At 58.1% G+C, this 16,632-nt stretch carries 10 protein-coding genes and 1 other RNA gene; 8 read left to right on the top strand and 3 right to left on the bottom strand.

Going from position 1 to position 16,632, the window contains the following annotated elements; translation table 11 throughout:
* Genes xdhC through xdhA form a run of 3 tightly spaced genes read right to left on the bottom strand, consistent with a single transcriptional unit; the run spans nucleotide 1 to nucleotide 4,697 of the window.
* Nucleotides 1-843 carry a xanthine dehydrogenase accessory protein XdhC gene (xdhC, locus tag EQV93_RS09170; protein ID WP_122783325.1) on the bottom strand — a complete coding sequence of 281 codons (843 nt, stop codon included), beginning with the start codon at nucleotides 841-843 and terminating at the stop codon, nucleotides 1-3.
* Nucleotides 836-3,247: a xanthine dehydrogenase molybdopterin binding subunit gene (gene xdhB, locus EQV93_RS09165; protein ID WP_240891417.1), complete on the bottom strand. Its 2,412-nt coding sequence runs from the start codon at nucleotides 3,245-3,247 to the stop codon at nucleotides 836-838. The genes xdhC and xdhB overlap by 8 nt, the downstream gene beginning before the upstream one ends.
* Nucleotides 3,240-4,697 carry a xanthine dehydrogenase small subunit gene (gene xdhA, locus EQV93_RS09160; RefSeq protein ID WP_146383721.1) on the bottom strand — a complete coding sequence of 486 codons (1,458 nt, stop codon included), beginning with the start codon at nucleotides 4,695-4,697 and terminating at the stop codon, nucleotides 3,240-3,242. Before xdhA ends, xdhB begins: the two co-directional genes overlap by 8 nt.
* 225 nt (nucleotides 4,698-4,922) lie before the next feature.
* Here xdhA and EQV93_RS09155 point away from each other — a divergent pair, with 225 nt between their 5' ends.
* The 8 genes from EQV93_RS09155 (at nucleotide 4,923) to recR (ending at nucleotide 16,394) form a co-directional block, all read left to right on the top strand.
* Complete coding sequence (locus EQV93_RS09155; protein WP_122783328.1) at nucleotides 4,923-5,582, top strand: GntR family transcriptional regulator; 660 nt, start codon at nucleotides 4,923-4,925, stop codon at nucleotides 5,580-5,582.
* Nucleotides 5,583-5,584: 2 nt separating this feature from the next.
* Nucleotides 5,585-9,073, top strand: a complete 3,489-nt coding sequence (smc, locus tag EQV93_RS09150) for a chromosome segregation protein SMC (RefSeq protein WP_240891416.1) — start codon at nucleotides 5,585-5,587, stop codon at nucleotides 9,071-9,073.
* 258 nt (nucleotides 9,074-9,331) lie between these two features.
* Nucleotides 9,332-10,210, top strand: coding sequence for a cell division protein ZipA (zipA, locus tag EQV93_RS09145; RefSeq protein WP_122783330.1), 879 nt, complete (start codon nucleotides 9,332-9,334; stop codon nucleotides 10,208-10,210).
* A 99-nt stretch (nucleotides 10,211-10,309) separates the two neighbouring features.
* Nucleotides 10,310-12,667, top strand: coding sequence for an NAD-dependent DNA ligase LigA (ligA, locus tag EQV93_RS09140; protein WP_240891415.1), 2,358 nt, complete (start codon nucleotides 10,310-10,312; stop codon nucleotides 12,665-12,667).
* A gap of 218 nt (nucleotides 12,668-12,885) precedes the next feature.
* Nucleotides 12,886-12,982, top strand: an RNA gene (ffs, locus tag EQV93_RS09135) — signal recognition particle sRNA small type.
* Nucleotides 12,983-13,209: 227 nt separating this feature from the next.
* The gene (gene dnaX, locus EQV93_RS09130) at nucleotides 13,210-15,258 is read left to right on the top strand and encodes a DNA polymerase III subunit gamma/tau (RefSeq protein WP_240891414.1); all 2,049 of its coding nucleotides are present in this window, start codon (nucleotides 13,210-13,212) and stop codon (nucleotides 15,256-15,258) included.
* 78 nt (nucleotides 15,259-15,336) lie between these two features.
* Nucleotides 15,337-15,675, top strand: coding sequence for a YbaB/EbfC family nucleoid-associated protein (locus EQV93_RS09125; RefSeq protein ID WP_122783037.1), 339 nt, complete (start codon nucleotides 15,337-15,339; stop codon nucleotides 15,673-15,675).
* Nucleotides 15,676-15,791: 116 nt separating this feature from the next.
* Entirely contained in the window at nucleotides 15,792-16,394 is a 603-nt protein-coding gene (gene recR, locus EQV93_RS09120) for a recombination mediator RecR (RefSeq protein ID WP_146383717.1), read from the top strand.
* Nucleotides 16,395-16,632: the final 238 nt, after the last annotated feature.

The following is a 16,632-nucleotide window of genomic DNA, read 5'->3' as shown; positions in this document are numbered from 1 at the left end:
TCAAGTCGTGGCGTGGCTGCGTCTTGATGACGGCAGCAAGTGCGTAATGGGTTCGGCGCGGGCGGTGTGCTGGCCGAAATGGGCATTGTAGGTGGCGATAATTTCGCCGGCGATGGAAATGGCAATTTCAACAGGCAACTTGCCTTTGACTTCACTCAACCCCATCGGGCAGCGCATGCGCTGCAGGTGTTGTGGACTGATACCTCGATCGCGCAGGCGATGCTCGAACTTTACGCGCTTGGTTTTGGAGCCGATCAAGCCAAAATAAGTAAAGTCGTTGCGTTTGAGCAGTGCGGCGCTGAGTTCCAGATCCAAAGCGTGATTATGCGTCATCACGATGCAGTAGCAACCGGCTGGCAGGTCAGCTATTTCGTCGACGGGTTCATCGGTGACGATTTTACGCACGCCCGACGGAATGTGCTCGGGGAATTCCAGCTCGCGTGAGTCGATCCAGCGCACGCGGCAGGGCAGGCTGGCAAGCAGCGGCACTAAGGCGCGCGCTACGTGGCCTGCGCCAAACACGGCGATCTGCGCCTGCACCTGCCCCATCGGTTCGAACAGCAACACGGTGGCACCCCCGCAACACTGGCCCAGACTGGCGCCCAGGCTGAAGCGCTGCAGTTGAGTGTCTTGTTTGCCGCTTTCGAGCATGTCGCGGGCAATGGTCATGGCTTTGTATTCCAGATGCCCGCCACCGATGGTGTCGTAGGTGCGGGTGGCGCTGACCACCATTTTCGAGCCGGCATTGCGAGGGGTCGAGCCGAGTTCTTCGATGATGGTGACCAGCACGCAAGGTTCGCCTTGTTGCTGCAAGTCGGCGAGGGCGCTTATCCAGTTATTCATGGCAATGTCCTTCGACAGCGACGGCTTCATGAGTACGGTGTGTATTCACCCTGTGTTTGCGCATTTGCTCGCAGCCCCACAGCACGCGTTCGGGCGTAGCCGGTGCGTCGATGCTGGGGTGCACGCGGTAATCCGCCAGGCTGGCGACGGCGTCCTTGATGGCGCACCACGCAGCGATGCCGAGCATAAACGGTGGCTCGCCCACGGCCTTGGAGTGGAATACCGTGTCTTCCGGGTTTTTGCGGTTTTCGACCAAGGTGACGCGCAAGTCCAGCGGCATGTCGGCGACGGCCGGGATCTTGTAGCTGGCCGGGCCATTGGTCATGAGTTTGCCTTTGGCGTTCCACACCAGTTCTTCCATGGTCAGCCAGCCAGCACCCTGGAGGTAGCCGCCTTCGACCTGACCTATATCGATGGCCGGGTTTAACGAGGCGCCGACGTCGTGCAGGATGTCGGTGCGCAGCATTTTGTATTCGCCGGTCAGGGTGTCGATGATGACTTCGGCGCAGGCGGCGCCAAAGGCGAAATAGTAGAACGGCCTGCCGCGTGCCTGGGTGCGGTCATAGAAAATCTTCGGTGTTTTGTAGTAGCCCGTGCTCGACAGCGACACTTGGCCGAAGTACGCCTGCTGGATCAGGCTTTCAAAGCTCAGCAGTTGTTCGCCAATGCGTACTTGGCCATTGCGGAAAACCACCGACTGATGCTCGACTTGATATTTATCAGCCGCAAAGGTCACCAGACGCTGCTTGATGATTTCAGCGGCGTTTTGCGCAGCCTTGCCGTTCAGATCGCTGCCGCTGGAGGCTGCGGTAGGTGAGGTGTTAGGCACTTTGTCGGTATTGGTCGCAGTGATTTGCACCCGGCTGACGTCGATCTGGAATACCTCGGCCACCACTTGCGCAACCTTGATGTTGAGGCCTTGGCCCATCTCGGTGCCGCCGTGATTAAGGTGGATGCTGCCATCGGTGTAAATGTGGATCAGTGCGCCGGCCTGATTGAGAAAGCTGGCGGTAAAGGAAATGCCGAATTTGACCGGGGTCAATGCCAGGCCTTTTTTCAGGATGGGGCTGCTGGCGTTGAAGGCTATGATCGCTTCGCGCCGCTCTGCGTACTGGCTGCTGGCTTCCAGTTCCGCGGTCATTTCTTCGAGCAGGTTGTGTTCCACGGTCTGGTGATAGTGGGTCACGTTGCGTTCGGTCTTGCCGTAGTAGTTGGCCTTGCGCACGGTCAGCGGGTCGAGTCCCAAATGGCGGGCGATACGGTCCATGACTTCTTCAATGGCCACCATCCCTTGTGGCCCACCAAAGCCACGGTAGGCGGTGTTTGAAGCGGTGTTGGTCTTGCAACGATGGCCGTTGATGGTCGCGTCGCCCAGGTAATAGGCGTTGTCGGCATGGAACATGGCGCGGTCAACGATAGAGTTGGACAAGTCCGGTGAATAGCCGCAGTTGCCCGCCAAATCCAGCTGGATCCCTTGCAGTCGGCCTTGATCATCAAAACCGACGTCATATTCGATGTAAAACGGATGACGCTTGCCGGTCATCATCATGTCTTCCACACGCGGCAAGCGCATTTTTGTCGGCTGGCCAGTCAGCCGTGCCACCACTGCGCACAAGCAAGCCGGGCTAGCGGCCTGTGTCTCCTTACCGCCAAAGCCTCCGCCCATTCGACGCATGTCGACGACGATTTTGTTCATTGAAACGTCGAGGACTTCGGCCACCAGTTTCTGGATTTCAGTCGGATTCTGCGTCGAGCAGTAAACGATCATCCCGCCATCTTCGGTGGGCATGACAGAAGAAATTTGCGTTTCCAGGTAGAAGTGTTCTTGCCCGCCAATGTGCAAATTGCCTTGCAGCCGATGAGTGGCTTTGCTCAGGGCGCTGCTGGAATCGCCGCGTTGGTGGGTGTGGCTGTCGAGCACAAAATGCTTTTTGCGCAAGGCCTCCACCACATCAAGCACGGGTTCCAGATCTTCGTACTCAATAATGGCTGCCATCGCGGCTTTGCGGGCGGTGTCCAGGTCGTATGCGGCCACAGCCAGCACCGGTTGGCCAACAAACTCGACGGTGTCGATGGCCAGCAGCGGGTCGCCGGGCAGTAGCGGGCCAATGTCTTTCAGGCCGGGAATATCGGTGTGGGTGATCACCAGCCGAACGCCATCGAAGGCATAGCAAGGCGAGGTATCAACTCTGAGGATTCTGGCGTGAGCACGGTCGGACAGGCGTGCGTAGAGATGCAACTGGTTAGGAAACTCCAGGCGATCGTCGATGTACTGCGCTTCACCGGACACGTGTTTCTCGGCGCTGTCGTGTTTGACGCTACGGCCCACACCGGTCTTCAGGTCTTGCTGGAAGAGGGCGCTGAGCTCGGCTTGTGTCGGTTCGGTCTTGTGCTGGTTAGACATAAGCGGTCACCCGCGTTTCGAGGTGGGGTGTTTGCTGCTCGATGAAATATTTGCGCAGCAGGTTTTGCGCGCTCAACAGGCGGTATTCCTTGCTGGCGCGAAAGTCGGAGAGCGGGGTGAAATCGTCGGCCAGTGCGGCGCAGGCATGCTCAACGGTGGCTGAGTTCCAGGGTGAACCCAGCAAAACGGCTTCGCAGCTGATGGCCCGTTTGGGCGTTCCCGCCATGCCGCCATAGGCAATGCGTGCCTCGGCTACTCGGCCCTGGTCGATGCGCAGGTTGAAGGCTGCACAGACGGCGCTGATGTCGTCATCCAGGCGTTTGGATACTTTGTAGGCGCGAAAGGTATGGCCAGGTTTGGCGCAGGGTATGACGATCTTTTCAATAAACTCGCCTTCCTGACGGGCTGTCACTCGGTAGTCGATAAAGAAATCTTCAATCGCCAGCGTGCGACGAACTGCACCTTTGCGCAGGACTAGCTGCGCGCCGAGTGCAATGAGCAGGGGCGGGGTGTCGCCAATCGGTGAAGCATTGCCAATGTTGCCGCCCAACGTGCCTTGATTGCGAATTTGCAGTGAGGCAAAGCGGTGCAGCAACTCCCCGAAGTCCGGGTATTCAGTTGTGAGCGTTGCATAAGCGTCTGTCAGCGTGACGGCAGCGCCGATTTCCAGCTGATCGCCGACGCGTTCGATGTGCTTCATGTCGGCCACATTGCCGACATGAATCATGACCGTTAGCGGGCGATGCATCTGAGTCACTTCCAGTGCCAGATCAGTCCCGCCCGCCAGCAGGCGTGCTTGTGGCTGCGCTTGATACAGTTCGGCCAGATCGTCGATGGTCAGGGGCGACAGGCAGCGTTTGTCATCTTTGTGCAGCTCAGCGGGCGGTGCGGTTGCGATGGCTTTAAGCCGGTTGAGAGTCTGGCTGTGGTGCGCATCAAATTGGTCCGGTTGGCGAGAGCAGCAGGCCTGTTCGGCGGCTGCCAGAATCGGCCTGTACCCTGTACAGCGACACAGGTTGCCGGCGAGGGCTTCGTGGGCTTGCTGGCCATCATGATTGCCCGTGGTGTTTTTTTGCAGGGCGAACAGCGACATGACAAACCCCGGCGTGCAAAAACCACACTGCGAGCCGTGGCAGTCCACCATTGCGCGTTGCACGCTGTGCAGTTGGCCTTGATGCTTGAGGTCTTCGACGCTGATCAGTTGTTTGCCGTGAAGGGTCGATACAAAGGTCAGGCACGCATTAATGCTGCGGTAGCGCAATTGCTCGGCGCCTTCCTGATTGGTATGCAGCTCGCCGACTACGACGGTGCAGGCGCCGCAGTCGCCGCTGGCGCATCCCTCCTTGGTACCGGGTTTGTGCGCATGCTCGCGCAAGTACTCCAGCACGGTAATATTCGGATCCAGTGCGTGCTCAGTGCGCAATGTCTGGTTAAGTAGGAACTGGATCACGCATCACCTCGCAAAATCATTATTTTTCTTCAAGCGGGATCTACTGAATCTAGTCAAAGCTGACCTTCGGGTCAACAAATGGCCTTCGGCGATCCCTGGAATTCATATCCACCCGATTTAATTGCTTAAATCGTGCCAAATTGGGCCCTTGGGCCTCTGCGCGAGTACGTATCAACTGAGTTACACTGCGCCGCTTGCACTGATCAAAGATTCTGAAGGTAAAACATGACGTTCAAGGCGCCGGATAGCCTCGCCGAGCAAATCGCTCACCACCTCGCCGAACGGATCATTCGCGGGGAGCTCAAGCCTGGGGAGCGTATTCAAGAACAGAAGGTCACGCTGGCGCTTAATGTCAGCCGTGGTTCTGTGCGCGAAGCATTGCTGATCCTTGAACGCCGCCATTTGATCGCCATCCTGCCTCGGCGCGGCGCCCAAGTGACTGAGCTGACCACGCACAATGTGCAGAGCCTGTGTACGTTAATGAGCGAGATGTACATCTTGCTCGGTAACGCCGTGGCCCAGCGCTGGTCGGTGCCTGCCGACCTGGGCCCGTTCCTGCAAATCCAGCAGCGTTTGACCGCCTGCCTGGAGCGTCAGGACATCAGCGCCTTTGTTGAGGAAAGCTTCAATGTGATGCGTGCGGCGTATCCATTTGCGGATAACCCGTACTTGCAGGAAACCGTCGAAAACCTGCAGCCAGCCATGAGCCGTGCCTATTACCTGGCACTGGAACAGCGCAAGGCCGAGATGAGCGAGTTTCTGGCCCTGTTCGCGCAGTTGCTGGAGGCCGTGCTGGCGCGTGATTTGCCGCAAGTTCGAGTGGTCCTGAGCTGCTACTCCCAGCGCAGTTGTGCGCTGGTGTTGTCTGCCTTGACGGGTGCCTGAGCGTGCGTCTGACCTGTATCAAGCTGGCTGGCTTCAAGTCTTTCGTCGATCCGACCACGGTTAACTTCCCGAGCAATATGGCCGCGGTGGTTGGTCCTAACGGATGCGGCAAGTCGAACATCATCGATGCCGTACGCTGGGTAATGGGCGAGAGTTCGGCTAAAAACCTGCGTGGCGAGTCGATGACGGACGTCATTTTCAATGGCTCCACAACCCGCAAGCCGGTCAGTCAGGCCAGTATCGAACTGGTCTTCGATAACTCCGATGGCACTTTATTGGGCGAGTACGCGGCTTACGCTGAAATTTCCATTCGCCGTAAAGTGACTCGCGACAGCCAGACCACCTATTACCTCAATGGCACCAAGTGTCGTCGACGCGATATCACCGATATTTTCCTCGGCACCGGCCTTGGCCCGCGCAGTTATTCGATCATTGAGCAGGGCATGATCTCGAAGCTGATCGAGTCCAAGCCCGAAGACTTGCGCAACTTTATCGAAGAGGCGGCCGGCATCTCCAAGTACAAGGAGCGCCGCCGCGAGACTGAAAACCGTATTCGTCGTACCCATGAAAACCTCGCCCGTCTAACCGACCTGCGAGAAGAGCTGGGGCGTCAGCTTGAGCGCTTGCACCGTCAGGCGCAGGCCGCTGAGAAATATCAGGAGTACAAAGGCGAAGAGCGCCAGCTCAAAGCACAGCTGTCGGCCCTGCGCTGGCAGGCGCTGAACGATCAGGTCGGGCAGCGCGAAGCGGTCATTGGGACTCAGGAAGTCAGCTTCGAAGCCTTGGTGGCTGAGCAGCGTAATGCCGATGCCAGCATCGAGCGCTTGCGTGATGGGCACCATGATCTGTCAGAGCGCTTCAATTTGGTGCAGGGACGCTTCTATTCGGTCGGTGGCGACATTGCTCGGGTGGAACAAAGTATTCAGCACGGTCAGCAGCGTTTGCGCCAGTTGCAAGACGATTTGCGTGAAGCGGAACGCTCGCGCCTTGAAACCGAGTCGCACCTGGGGCATGACCGCACGATGTTGGCAACCTTGGGTGAAGAGTTGGAAATGCTCGCACCCGAGCAAGAGCTGACCAGCGCAGCGGCTGAAGAGGCCGCCGCCGCGCTGGAAGAGTCTGAACACACCATGCACGGCTGGCAGGAGCAGTGGGATGCGTTCAATCTGCGTTCGGCTGAACCGCAGCGTCAGTCTGAAATCTTGCAGGCCCGTATCCAGCAGCTGGAGACCAGCATGGAGCGCGTGGCTGAGCGTCAGCGCCGCTTGGCAGAAGAGCGTGCCTTGCTGGCGGCAGACCCTGAAGACGCGGCCATTCTTGAGCTGAGCGAATTACTGGCCACCAGCGAGCTGACCCACGAAGAACTGCAAGCGGCTGAAGAACAACTGGTTGAGCGGCTTGAGCAGGTGCGGCATGACTTGCAGCAGGCCACGCAGAATCAACAGCAGGCACAAGGCGAGCTGCAGCGCCTCAATGGTCGTCTGGCTTCCCTTGAAGCCTTGCAACAAGCGGCGTTGGATCCGGGCACGGGTGCCGGTGAGTGGCTGCGTGAGCAGCATCTGGCCGAGCGTCCGCGTCTGGCCGAAGGGTTGCGAGTTGAGGCGGGTTGGGAGCTTGCCGTTGAAACCGTACTGGGGGCCGACCTTCAGGCCGTGCTGGTGGATGATTTTGCTGCGCTTGATCTTCCCGGGTTTTCTCAAGGTGACTTGCGTCTGTTCAGTGCCGGTACTCAGGCTGAGCGAATGGCTGGCAGCTTGCTGGATAAGGTTGAAGCTGACTTTGACCTGGGACCGTGGCTGGGTCAGGTCAAGCCGGTGGAGACCCTTGAGCAGGCGCTGGCTTTACGCAATCAATTGGCTGACGGTCAAAGCCTGATCAGCCGCGACGGGTATTGGGTGGGGCGAAACTTTCTGCGGGTGCGCCGTGCCAGCGAGGCTGAAAGCGGCGTGTTGGCGCGCGGTCAGGAAATCCAGCGTCTGGGCCTGGAGCGCGATGAGCGTGAAGCCACCCTGGCGACTCTTGAAGAGCACTTGCAGCACCTGCGTGAGCAGCAACTGACGCAAGAAGAGGCTCGGGAGCAGGTTCGCCGTCGCTTGCAGGACGAAGCCCGTCAGCAAGGAGAGATCAAGGCAAAGCTGTCGGCCAGTAAAGCCAAGGTCGAGCAATTGACCTTGCGTCGTCGCCGCCTCGATGAAGAGCTGGCCGAGTTGGGCGAACAGCGTGCCTTGGAGCACGAGCACGTGGGTGAATCTCGCTTGCAGCTTCAGGACGCGCTGGACGCCATGGCCACCGATACCCAGCAGCGCGAATTGCTGCTGGCTCAGCGTGACAGCTTGCGCGAGCGGCTCGATCGGGTGCGCCAGGAAGCGCGTCAGCACAAGGATCATGCGCACCAGTTGGCCGTTCGATTGGGCTCGCTAAAAGCGCAGCACGATTCCACCCGTCAGGCCCTTGAACGGCTTGAAATGCAGGCCGAACGCCTGGCCGAGAAGCGTGAACAGCTCAACCTTAATCTGGAGGAGGGCGAAGCCCCTCTTGAAGAGCTGCGTCTTAAACTCGAAGAGTTGCTCGACAAACGCTTGACCGTGGATGAAGAGCTTAAGGTGGCTCAGGCGGCCCTTGAAGATGCCGACCGCGAATTGCGCGAGGCTGAAAAGCGTCGTAATCAGGCAGAGCAGCAGTCGCAGTTGATTCGCGGCCAGCTTGAACAGCAGCGCATGGAGTGGCAGGCGCTGACCGTGCGACGCACCACGCTGCAAGATCAGTTGCTGGCCGATGGTTATGACTTGCATGGTGTGCTTGCCACCCTCAATGACGAGATCAATGAACAGCAGGCCGAAGAAGAATTGGAGCGCATTGCTGCGCGTATTCAGCGTCTGGGTGCAATCAACCTGGCAGCCATTGATGAGTATCAGCAGCAGTCCGAGCGCAAGCGTTATCTGGATGCCCAGGATGCCGATCTGGTCGAGGCGCTCGAAACGCTGGAAAACGTGATTCGCAAGATCGACAAAGAGACGCGCAGTCGCTTCAAAGATACCTTTGATCAGATAAATGGTGGATTACAGGCGCTTTTCCCAAAAGTTTTCGGTGGTGGCAGCGCTTACTTGGAACTGACGGGCGAAGATTTACTCGATACAGGGGTAACGATCATGGCGCGTCCACCGGGCAAGAAGAACAGCACGATCCATTTGCTGTCCGGTGGCGAGAAAGCACTGACGGCTCTGGCCTTGGTTTTTGCCATTTTCAAACTCAATCCGGCACCGTTTTGCATGCTCGATGAAGTCGATGCACCGCTTGATGATGCCAACGTGGGCCGTTATGCCCGACTGGTTAAAGAGATGTCGCAGACCGTGCAGTTCATTTACATCACCCACAATAAAATCGCCATGGAGATGGCCGATCAGTTGATGGGCGTGACAATGCATGAGCCCGGTTGCTCGCGTCTGGTAGCGGTCGATGTCGAGGAGGCAATGGCAATGGTCGATGCATGAGCTATAAGCATGTAAGGGCGAAATATTTTGTTAGTAAGTGATTTCCTGGAAATTTGACCGAATTTGTTTATAGAGCGAAGGTCACACGGCATTAGCTCATTGCGACGGACGGTGTAAAGTTATCTTTGGTCGTGCTAATTTAGCGTTTCATTTTTTGTACGTGGGCAAAACGCCATTCAGAACATAGAGTTGGCGCCACGTTTTAAAGGGCTTTAGGCTCTTCTTCATAGAATCATTTTTTTAGGGGCACGGGATTACATGGAAATCGGTCTGCGCGAGTGGCTGATCGTCATCGGCATAGTGGTCATCGCCGGTATTCTTTTTGATGGCTGGCGCCGTATGCGCGGTGGCAAAGGCAAACTTAAGTTTCGCCTGGATCGCAGCTTTTCAAATGCCCCGGACGAGGAGACCAGTGCTGAGTTGCTCGGTCCTTCCCGGGTTTTGGACACTCCGGGTCATAAAGAGCCGCAGCTCGATGAGCATGATTTGCCATCGGTCAGCATGCCGGCCCGTGATAAAGGCGCCAAGCGCAGCAAGCGTTCAGGCGAGCCAAGCCAGGGTGATTTGAACCTCAACCTTGATCTTGAAGATGATGGCCCGAGCCTCAGCGCTCGAGATGATGACTTTGTTCATGACGCCAAGCCGCGTGGTCGCTCGACGCCTGCGGTATCGGCCAGTGAAGAGAAAGCCCAGCCTCAGCCAGAAGCTCAGGAAGTGTTGGTCATTAGCGTCATCAGCCGTGACACCAATGGCTTCAAAGGGCCTGCGTTGTTGCAGAACATTCTCGAAAGCGGCCTGCGATTTGGTGAGATGGATATTTTCCATCGCCACGAAAGCATGGCTGGCAACGGTGAAGTGCTGTTCTCCATGGCCAATGCCGTGAAGCCGGGTGTGTTTGATCTGGACGATATCGACCTGTTCAGTACCCCTGCGGTCAGCTTCTTCCTCGGCTTGCCGGGGCCGCGTAATCCTAAGCTGGCCTTTGATGTCATGGTGGCGGCTGCCCGCAAGCTGGCCCAAGAGCTCAACGGTGAGCTTAAAGATGACCAGCGCAGTGTTTTGACGGCACAGACCATCGAACATTATCGTCAGCGCATCGTCGAATTCGAGCGTCGTGCCCTGACCCAAAAACGCTGAGCAGAGGGGGGGCTGGTGCGCTGGCCCCCACTGACAAATGAAATGAATAACTCAAGAGCAGCCCTGGCTGCTCTTTTGCTTTGTGAGAGAACACCCGCCATGACCGCCGCCAATACCCGCATTCTAGAGCTGCGTGCTGAACTGGATCAGCACAACTATCGCTACCACGTGCTGGACGAGCCGAGCATTCCGGACGCTGAATACGATCGTTTGTTTAACGAGCTCAAAGCGCTGGAAGCGGAGCATCCCGAGCTGATCACGGCTGATTCACCGACCCAGCGGGTCGGCAGCGCGGCGTTGTCTGCCTTCACTCAGGTGCGTCACGAAGTGCCGATGCTGAGTTTGGGGAACGCCTTTGAAGAAACCGACATGCGTGACTTTGATCGTCGTGTGCGCGATGGCCTGGACATGCCTGCAGGTGATCTGTTCGGTGGCGGCGCTGAAGTCGAATACAGCTGCGAACCCAAGCTCGATGGTCTGGCGGTCAGTCTGCTGTATCGGGATGGCGTTCTGGTGCGCGGTGCAACCCGTGGTGATGGCACTACGGGTGAAGACATCAGCGTCAATGTGCGCACGGTGCGTAACATCCCGCTCAAGCTGCATGGCAGTGGCTGGCCCGCCGTGCTGGAAGTGCGCGGTGAAGTGTTTATGTCCAAGGCGGGTTTTGAGCGTCTCAATGAGTCTCAGTTGGCTGTGGGCGCCAAGACGTTTGCCAACCCGCGTAATGCGGCGGCGGGCAGCCTGCGTCAGCTGGACTCGAAAATTACCGCCAGCCGCCCGCTGGAGTTTTGTTGCTACGGGTTGGGGCAGGTGTCTGAAGATATCTCGGATACTCACATCGGCAACCTTAAACAGTTGCAGCAATGGGGCATGCCCATCAGTCATGAGCTGAAGCTGGCCAAGGGCATCGGCGAATGCCTGGATTACTACCGTGACATTGGCGAGCGCCGTGTGTCGCTGCCGTATGAAATTGACGGCGTAGTGTTCAAGGTCAACAGCCTGGCATCACAACGCGAGTTGGGCTTTCGCGCGCGTGAACCGCGCTGGGCCATTGCACATAAATTCCCGGCAATGGAAGAGCTGACCGAGCTGCTGGATGTGGAGTTTCAGGTGGGCCGTACCGGCGCGGTCACGCCCGTGGCGCGCCTCAAGCCGGTGAAAGTCGCCGGTGTAACGGTGTCCAACGCTACCTTGCACAACATGGACGAAGTGGCGCGTTTGGGGTTGATGATTGGCGATACGGTGATTATCCGCCGTGCAGGCGATGTGATTCCGCAAGTTGTGCAGGTGGTGCTTGAGCGTCGGCCTGCCGATGCGCGTCCCGTGCATATTCCTGAGAAGTGCCCAGTGTGCGGCTCGCACGTTGAGCGCACGCAATTGATCAAACGCAGCAAGGGCCGCGAAACCATCAGTGAAGGAGCGGTGTACCGCTGTGTCGGTCGGTTGGCCTGTGGGGCGCAGCTCAAGCAGGCGATTATTCATTTTGTGTCGCGCCGGGCGATGGACATCGAAGGCCTGGGCGAAAAGAGCGTGGAGCAACTGGTGGACGAAGGTCTGGTGAGCTCACCTGCCGACCTGTACACCCTGACCTTCGAGCAGATTGTCGACCTGGAAGGCTTTGCCGAACTGTCGAGCAAGAATTTGCTCGCGGCAATCGCTGACAGCAAGCGGCCGACCCTGGCGCGCTTTATCTATGCGCTGGGTATTCCGGATGTGGGTGAAGAAACGGCGAAAGTTCTGGCCCGTTCGTTGGCCTCGCTGGAGCGTGTGCAACGTGCCTTGCCGCAAGTGCTCACCTATCTGCCGGATGTCGGGCTGGAAGTGGCTCACGAGATTCACAGTTTCTTCAGCGACGCGCACAACCAGCAAGTGATCGCCCAACTGCTTGAGCGGGGGCTTGAATTGCAGGATCAGGGCGAGCTGGGTGCCGAGTTCGCGGCCAGCGCCACGCTCGGTGGTCTGATCGACAAATTGCATATTCCGTCTGTGGGGCCGGGCGGTGCGCAGAAGCTGGCGGATAAATTTGGCTCCCTTGAAGCGGTGATCAATGCCGATTGGCTCGATATGCGCCAAGCGCTGCCAGAGAAGCAGGCCAAGGCGGTGCGGGAATTCTTCGACAATGCCGAAAATGCTCGCATGGCACTGGCGGTCGAGGCGCAACTGCGTGAGTTCGGCATGCATTGGCAGAGCGAGAAAAAGGCGGTTGAAGGCTTGCCACTGGCCGGGCAGACCTGGGTGTTGACCGGTTCGCTGGAGTTGATGAGCCGGGATGTGGCCAAGGACAAGCTTGAGAGCCTGGGCGCCAAGGTGTCGGGTTCGGTGTCTGGCAAGACCCACTGCGTGGTTGCGGGGCCGGGCGCAGGCTCCAAGCTGGTCAAGGCCAATGAGCTTGGGCTTAAAGTGCTGGATGAAGAGGCCTTTGTCGCGTTCCTGGCGCAGCAAGGGATTTCGATTTAGCGTTTGGAGCAATCCGTGCCGCTGACGACTCGTCAGCGGCTACGCGATTAAGTGTTCGCTGCTTGACCGCGAACAGGCCTTCGAGAGAGAGACCGCCACCTCTGAATCCAAGTCATTGAGACGGCTCATTTTTTTATTCGGTCATGGCGGTTGTAAGTTTTTCTCAGACAGGTACAATGGCGCCGTTCGCTGCCAAGCGGATGTTGTTATGGTGACCCTATCGGTCCCTCCGCAACGATTACCCGTGAACCTGGTCAGATCCGGAAGGAAGCAGCCACAGCGGGAACATTGTGTGCCGGGGTGTGGCTGGTGGGGTTGCCTCCATTTTAGAAGTCCTCATTTGCGCAGGGCTTTTAGTCAGAAATTCAGCATCTCCCTCATCTAAAAATCAATCGACGCTTTATGCCTCAGTCGACATTTTTTTGTGGGCGCAGAAAACGTACTTCAACTGCACCAAGCAGTTTAAAGTGCGCATCGGATGCAATTTTGCCCTTGCTCCGCTAGCATTAGCCCCTTCCGCTTTTCAGACGCGACGGTTATCAATGAGTTATCAGGTTCTTGCACGTAAATGGCGTCCGCGCTCGTTCCGCGAAATGGTCGGCCAGACCCATGTGCTCAAGGCTCTGATCAACGCCCTGGACAGTCAGCGCCTGCATCACGCCTACCTGTTTACCGGGACGCGAGGTGTCGGCAAGACCACCATTGCGCGGATCATCGCCAAATGCCTGAACTGTGAAACAGGTATTACCTCGACGCCATGCGGCGAGTGTTCGGTGTGCCGGGAGATTGATGAAGGGCGCTTTGTCGACCTGATCGAAATCGACGCCGCCAGCCGCACCAAGGTGGAAGATACCCGCGAGCTGCTCGACAACGTGCAGTACGCCCCGAGCCGTGGGCGCTTCAAGGTCTACCTGATCGACGAAGTGCACATGCTCTCCAGCCATTCCTTCAATGCGCTGTTGAAAACACTTGAAGAGCCGCCGCCCTACGTCAAGTTCATTCTGGCGACGACCGATCCGCAAAAGCTGCCCGCCACCATCCTTTCTCGGTGCTTGCAGTTCTCGCTGAAAAACATGACCCCTGAGCGCGTGGTCGAACACTTGAGCCATGTGCTGAGTGTCGAGAACGTGCCGTTCGAAGACGACGCGCTGTGGTTGTTGGGCCGTGCGGCCGACGGCTCGATGCGTGACGCCATGAGCCTCACCGATCAGGCCATTGCCTTTGGTGAAGGTAAAGTGCTGGCGGCGGATGTGCGGGCGATGCTCGGCACCCTCGACCATGGTCAGGTATTCGATCTGCTGCATGCCTTGATTGAAGGGGATGCGCGGGCATTGCTTGAGGCGGTTCGTCATTTGGCCGAGCAAGGCCCGGACTGGAATGGCGTGCTGTCCGAAATTCTCAACGTGTTCCACCGCGTTGCCATTGCTCAGGCGTTGCCTGAGGGTGTCGACAACGGTCACGGCGATCGTGATCGCGTGCTGGCGCTGGCCAAGGCGATGCCGGCGGAAGACGTGCAGTTTTATTATCAGATGGGCCTGATTGGCCGGCGCGATTTGCCGCTGGCGCCCGACCCGCGAGGCGGCTTTGAGATGGTCTTGCTGCGCATGCTGGCCTTCCGCCCGGCAGATGCGACAGACTCGCCGAGTCAGCCGCTAAAGCCAGTGGGGATCAGCCAGGCCACAGTTGATTCCGCTCAATCCGTGGCGGCGCCAACACCTGTTGCTCCAGCCGCCAAGGCAGTGGTTGTTGAGGAGCCCACGCCAGAGCCGGTGGTCGAGACTGCACCGGCACCTGTAGAAGCGCCCAAAGTAACTGCGCCACCGCCGGTGGACTTGCCGTGGAACGAGCCGTCTGTTCCGGTGGTCGATGACACGCCAGTGCCTGAGCCGATGCTGGATACGGTCAGCGAACCGCCCGAACTGCCGCCGATGCCGTTGCCGACGCCCGACAGTGTGGTGCCGGACGCCCCAGAGTGGGTGGCGCCGTCCATGCCTGAGCCCACGGTGGATCAGGTTGACGCCGCGTTGTCGGGGATGGATCGCGATGACGAGCCGCCGCTGGATGAAGACTACATCGAGCCGGACATGGACTCGGCTGCCTACAGCTACCTGGATGAGTTGGCCAGCGAGCATGCCGCAGAACCTGCGCCAGAGCCGGAACCTATGCCGGCGGCAATGCCAGCCACGGGCCTGGCCCTTGAATGGCTGAATATGTTCCCCAAATTACCGGTATCGGGGATGACCGCGAGCATTGGTGCCAACTGCACCTTGATTGCGGTGGAAGGGGATAACTGGCTTTTGCATCTGGACCCGGCGCACAGTGCGCTGTTTAACGCGACCCAGCAGCGCCGACTCAATGATGCACTGAACCAGTACCACCAGCGCACACTCAAAGTCACTATTGAGCTGGTCAAGCCAGAGCAGGAAACCCCGGCTCAGGCAGCGGCACGCTTTCGGGCAGAGCGACAGCGTCTGGCTGAAGAGTCGATTTACGCAGATCCGCTGGTGCAAAAAATGATTGAACAGTTCGGTGCGGCAGTTCGCGACGATACGATCCAGCCTGTCGACGTTGAAGAGGCCAAGGCCTCCTGACGGCAAAGGTATACATTTACAGCTCGGGGTTCTTAAAGCCGCGGGTGCATTGTCCAAATAACGTTTGAGGTGATTCCCATGATGAAAGGTGGCATGGCCGGCCTGATGAAGCAGGCGCAGCAAATGCAGGAAAAAATGGCCAAGATGCAGGAAGAACTGGCCAACGCCGAAGTCACCGGTAAAGCGGGTGGCGACATGGTGACGGTGGTGATGACCGGTCGCCACGACATCAAGCGCGTCAGCATCGACCCGACACTGCTGGAAGGTGTGAGTGAAGATGATCGCGAAGTGCTGGAAGACTTGTTCGCCGCTGCCGTCAATGACGCCGTGCGCAAGATCGAAGCCAACAGCCAGGACAAAATGTCGGGCGTTACCGCTGGCATGCAACTGCCGCCGGGCATGAAGATGCCGTTCTAAGGCGCTGAAATGCCAGGCCCCGCGCCTGGCATTTTTTTGCCTGTTTTACGGGTATTTGACCTGGTTTCACCCTGCGGGTATAAACCGCTTCTCGTTGTTTTGTCGGACCTTTCCTTATGAGCTTTAGCCCCCTTATTCGCCAATTGATCGATGCCCTGCGTACCTTGCCGGGTGTGGGTCAAAAAACCGCACAGCGCATGGCCCTGCAATTGCTGGAGCGTGATCGCAGTGGCGGGTCGCGTTTGGCGCTAGCCTTGAGCCAGGCTATGGACGGCGTGGGGCATTGCCGTCTGTGCAGAACCTTGACCGAAGATGACCTGTGCCCGCAGTGCGCCGATGTGCGCCGTGATGACACCTTGCTCTGTGTGGTGGAAGGGCCGATGGATGTATATGCCGTTGAGCAGACCGGCTACCGCGGACGTTATTTCGTGCTCAAGGGGCATTTGTCGCCTCTGGATGGGTTGGGGCCGGAGGCCATCGGGATTCCGCAATTGATGGCGCGCATTGCCGAGCAAGGGACCTTCAGAGAGGTGATTCTGGCGACCAACCCAACGGTGGAGGGTGAAGCGACAGCGCATTACATTGCCCAGTTGTTGAGCAACAAGGGGTTGATCGCCTCGCGTATTGCCCACGGTGTGCCGTTGGGCGGCGAGTTGGAGCTGGTGGATGGCGGAACCTTGGCTCACTCGTTTTCCGGGCGTCGGCCGATCGTTTTGTAGTCGTAGGCGTAAAGCCCCTCACCCTAACCCTCTCCCTGTATGGACCGGGGACATAGCGAACACAATGTTCGGAGACATCGCGAACACTTTTAATAGGACACATTGACCCTTAGGAGGTGTGATGTGTCCTGGAAAGAGGTGTCCGCCATGGATCTTCGTCTCGAATTCGTCGCCTTGGCCTCAGCTGAAGGCGCTAACATCAAAGCATTGTGCGAGCACTTCAATATCGGCCGCACGA

The organism is Pseudomonas sp. TMW22091, assembly GCF_022496705.1.
Lineage (GTDB): Bacteria > Pseudomonadota > Gammaproteobacteria > Pseudomonadales > Pseudomonadaceae > Aquipseudomonas > Aquipseudomonas saxonica.
This window is presented reverse-complemented; position numbering and strand designations above follow the sequence as displayed.

Bases quoted from the DNA above. Each gene is read 5' to 3' on its own strand.
- xdhC (WP_122783325.1), bottom strand. From the start codon at position 843: ATGAATAACTGGATAAGCGCCCTCGCCGACTTGCAGCAACAAGGCGAA.
- xdhB (WP_240891417.1), bottom strand. From the start codon at position 3,247: ATGTCTAACCAGCACAAGACCGAACCGACACAAGCCGAGCTCAGCGCC.
- EQV93_RS09155 (WP_122783328.1), top strand. From the start codon at position 4,923: ATGACGTTCAAGGCGCCGGATAGCCTCGCCGAGCAAATCGCTCACCAC.
- zipA (WP_122783330.1), top strand. From the start codon at position 9,332: ATGGAAATCGGTCTGCGCGAGTGGCTGATCGTCATCGGCATAGTGGTC.
- ligA (WP_240891415.1), top strand. From the start codon at position 10,310: ATGACCGCCGCCAATACCCGCATTCTAGAGCTGCGTGCTGAACTGGAT.
- dnaX (WP_240891414.1), top strand. From the start codon at position 13,210: ATGAGTTATCAGGTTCTTGCACGTAAATGGCGTCCGCGCTCGTTCCGC.
- EQV93_RS09125 (WP_122783037.1), top strand. From the start codon at position 15,337: ATGATGAAAGGTGGCATGGCCGGCCTGATGAAGCAGGCGCAGCAAATG.
- recR (WP_146383717.1), top strand. From the start codon at position 15,792: ATGAGCTTTAGCCCCCTTATTCGCCAATTGATCGATGCCCTGCGTACC.